Annotated in this window: 1 protein-coding gene; it reads right to left on the bottom strand. The window is 72.2% G+C overall.

The window, feature by feature from the left end; translation table 11 throughout:
• Positions 1–2,059 (bottom strand): DUF6531 domain-containing protein (locus HCU62_RS12770; RefSeq protein WP_343066738.1); only part of this gene is annotated, 2,059 nt, incomplete at its 3' end.
• Between the last annotated feature and the right edge of the window lie 621 nt (positions 2,060–2,680).

Here is a 2,680-nt window from a genome sequence, read left to right as displayed (position 1 = left end):
CGTAGGTGATCCGCGTCACCCCGCCCAGGGCGTCCGTCACCGCCGTGGTCCGGCCGACGGCGTCCACCTCGAACCGGGTGGTCCGCCCGTCGGCGTCGGTCGCCGAAAGGAGCCGCCCCAGGGCGTCGTAGGTGTAGGTGGCGGCATGGCCCAGGGGGTCGGTCACCCGCACGAGGCGGCCGAAGGTATCGTAGGCGAACTCCGTCACCCCGCCCTCCGGGTCCTCTTGCCGCACCAGGCGCCCCGCCGCGTCGTAGGCGAACCGGGTGGCGCCGCCCAGGGCGTCGGCCACCGCCACGAGCCGTCCCGCCGCGTCGTAGGTCAAGGTGGCCACCCGGCCGGTGGGGTCCTCGATGCGGGCGGGATCGCCCCGCTCGTCGCGGTCGATCCGGGTGACGCCGCCGGCGGGATCCGCCACCGACGAGAGGTTCCCCCGCTCGTCGTAGGTGTAGCGCGTGGTGCGGCCCTCCGGGTCGGTCACCGAGGCCACGCGGTCGCCGGCGTCGTAGGTGAAGACGGTGGTGCGGCCCGCGGGGTCGGTCACCGAGGTGCGGTTGCCGCGCGCGTCGTAGGCGTAGCGGGTGACGGCCCCGGCCGGGTCGGTCACCGCCACGAGCCGTCCCGCCGCGTCGTAGGTGTAGGCCGTGGTGCGGCCCTCCGGGTCGGTCCGCTCCGTCACCACGCCCAGGACCGGGTCGTAGCGGTAGGTCCAGGCGCCGCCGCCGGGCTCCGTGACCCGGGCGGCGGCCTCCCCCTCGAGGTAGGAAAGGCGCCGGGTCCGGCCCTCGGCGTCCGTGGACTCGATCACCCGCCCGGCTGCGTCGTAGGCGTAGTGCGTGGCGTGGCCCGCCGGGTCGGTCTTCTCCAGGAGAAGGCCGGAGGCATCGTAGGCGTAGGTCCAGGCCGAGACGGTGCCGTCCGGGGCGGTGGAGGCCACCCGGACGAGACGCCCCTCCTCGTACGAGAAGGCGTGGGTCGTGCCGGAGGGATCCGTCACGGCCGAAAGCCGCCCCTCCGCGTCGTAGGTGTAGGCCAGGGTGTTGCCGTTGCGGTCCGAGACTGAGAGCGGCCGCCCCCCGGCGTCGAAGACCCGGGCCGTGGCGTCCCTTCCCCGGAGGACGAGCCGGCCGTCGGCCTCCCGGGACAGCACCGGCCAGGCCTCGCCCTCCGGCCGCCACTCCGCCCCGTCCGGGTAGAAGACCCGCCGGTCCCCGGCCCCGGAGACGAAGGTGTAGCTCCCGTTGGCGTTGGCCAGGAGCCGGGCGGCGTGGGTGTGGGTCCAGCCCGGGCCCAGGGGGCCCGAGCGGCCCTCAAGGCTGTTGTAGGTGAGGGTGAGCGAGGCGGCGGGCCCTTCGCCCGGGAGGCTCACCAGCACCTGGCGGTGACGGAGGTTCCCCGTGGCGATGTTCGCCGTGGAGCCGAAGGTGACCCGGAGGCAGCCGTGCCCGTCATCGGCCACGTGGAGGGTGATGGTCTTGGTGTCGCCGCAGCCGCCCGGCACCTGGGCCTCCAGGGTGACGGGATAGTCGCGCCCGGCCTCGAGGGCCTTGCCGCCGGCGTCGCGCCCGAGCCAGGCGGCCTGCACCGTGGTCCCGTTGCCGGAGGCCACCTGGCCGTCCGGGAACAGGATGCGCCAGGCGACCGGCTCGCCCGCCGGGGCCGAGACGGTGCCCGAAAGCTCTATCCGCCCGCCGGTCCGGGGATGGATCGTGGCCGCGGCGCCGCCGAAGGCCTCGATGTGGACGATGTCCTCGTCCACCTGCCCGTCGCAGTCGTTGTCCGCCCCGTCGCAGACCTCCGGGGCGCCCGGGTGCGTGGCGTTGTCCGCGTCGTCGCAGTCGTCACCCCCCGGGCAGGCTTCGGGATCGAGGGCGGAAAAGCCGTCGCCGTCGGCATCAAGGCAACCTCCGATCCGGAAACGCAGGGTTGCCTCGGCAAAGGTGCCGTTGGAGGCGACCGCCGCGCCAAACCACCATGTCGCGCAGCGATACCCAAGGATGTCCTCGAGAAAGACCCGAACTTCGTGGACTTTCCCGGGATCCAGGCCGCGGGTGTCCACCCAGCAGGCGAATTCCTGGACCTTCCCGATGTCTGTCCGGGTCCCCCTCGTATCCGAGACGATCCGGCCGAGTGTATGAGGGGGCCCGCCATCCAACGCGTAGTACAGGTAGGCGTGGTATCGCCGGCCGAAGTATGGAAAGGCGATAGAGGGAAAGAGATAGGCGCCGTCGTTTTGGCAGCTGGGGTAAGACGGTACGGAGCGATTTGGCGTCTCATCCTCCGTCATCACGTAGGTGCCGCGCACCACGAAACCGCCGGACACATGGACGACGCCGCCCGTGGCCTGCGGCTGGGTGATGACGACCTCCCCGGTGGCGCCGAAGGCGGCCGCCGGCCCGAAGATGCAAAATAATAAAGAGAAGAAACCAGCGGACCGACCCGGCGGTATTGAAAAAGACCTTCACAGCCCAACCCCCGAAACGCCGCAACCCACCCGGGCCCCCCTCGCGGAGGCCCGCCGCTGCGGCAGACAAGCAGGCAAGGATGGATGGCCCCGAAGGAAAAGGAAGGAGACGACCCGCCCCCCACCTCCACGTGCAGGGCACGGGGGCGTATGCCAGCGGCGGCGCGGCGGGATGTCAAGCCCGCGGTGTCAAGATGACGGCCTTCCGCATCGCCG

The organism is Dissulfurirhabdus thermomarina (assembly GCF_012979235.1).
Taxonomy (GTDB): domain Bacteria; phylum Desulfobacterota; class Dissulfuribacteria; order Dissulfuribacterales; family Dissulfurirhabdaceae; genus Dissulfurirhabdus; species Dissulfurirhabdus thermomarina.
This window is presented reverse-complemented; position numbering and strand designations above follow the sequence as displayed.